The sequence below is a fragment of the Mesorhizobium sp. M2C.T.Ca.TU.002.02.1.1 genome, assembly GCF_003997225.1.
The window spans coordinates 1-968 of record NZ_RZTO01001318.1; the positions used below are offsets into that span (position 1 = coordinate 1).

Sequence of the window (968 nt, forward strand, 5' to 3'; positions counted from 1 at the left end):
GCATTGGCAGAGCCGATGCAATAGAGGCTCATGACGGCCGCGGCGATCAGCATCGCCACAGTCAGTTCGGAAAGCGTCAGTCCCTGGAAGCGCGCGCCATAACCGACCAGCACGGTGCCGAACACAGCCTGCATCGACAGGAACTGCGCCAGCATGCGGAAGTTGGAGCGCCGCTTTGCCTGCGGCACCACGGATTCGGTATAGTCGGCAATGTCCGCCTCGGTGACGGACAGGATCGTCTCGACGCTGTCGGCAATCGCCGGCTGCGCCTCGCCCGGCAATGGCTGCCTGGGCGAAGTCGGTGTTTGCAAGGTCATCTCAGTATCCCCTTTGCGAGGTGTTCCCCTGGTCGACATGCCAGCCCGTCTTCGCCTTACGGCAGCATCAACGGAACCGATGCAATGTCGCCATGCGTGACCATGGAACCCCGATTTCTTCCCTTCAACGTCCAAAGATCGAACGTTAAGCATTAATCAGATCAATGCATTCCTTACCACCAGCTGCGTCCGCTCGACGATCTCGGCGATGAAAAGGTCACGCGCGATGTGCTCCGGGCTCTGCGGGTCGGTGACGATGAAGATGTCGTTGCGAGGCACTTCGCCGCCGGCGATCAGCGGCCACAACCGTCCGGCCTCGACGTCGGTTTGCGCGTAGCCTTCCGGCAGGAAGCAGAGGCCGACGCCGAGGATTGCCAGCCGTTTGGCTTCCTCGAGATGATCGGACATGCCGGCGATGTTGCGGCCGAACCCATGCTCGAGCCGAAACTGAGTGAGCTCGTCGCCCTCGTCGGCGCCGGTCAGCACGAAGGCTTCCTTCGCCAGATCTTCAGGATCGGCGATGCTCTTGCCAAAAAGCCTGTGCGGCCTTCCGCAATAGGGGCGATGGATCTCGGTGAAGAGGTGAAGGTAGGCGAGCTCCGCGCGCTTCACCCGCGAAGGCGAGATGCCGACGTCGATCCTATGCTGGAT

2 protein-coding genes are annotated in these 968 nt (G+C 61.6%); both read right to left on the bottom strand.

Going from position 1 to position 968, the window contains the following annotated elements:
- On the bottom strand, positions 1–317 hold a 317-nt coding region (locus tag EOD07_RS35780), incomplete at its 3' end, for a hypothetical protein (RefSeq protein WP_164772917.1).
- Positions 318–473: 156 nt separating this feature from the next.
- The coding region (locus EOD07_RS35785; RefSeq protein WP_206519663.1) for a substrate-binding domain-containing protein at positions 474–968 on the bottom strand (495 nt) is incomplete at its 5' end.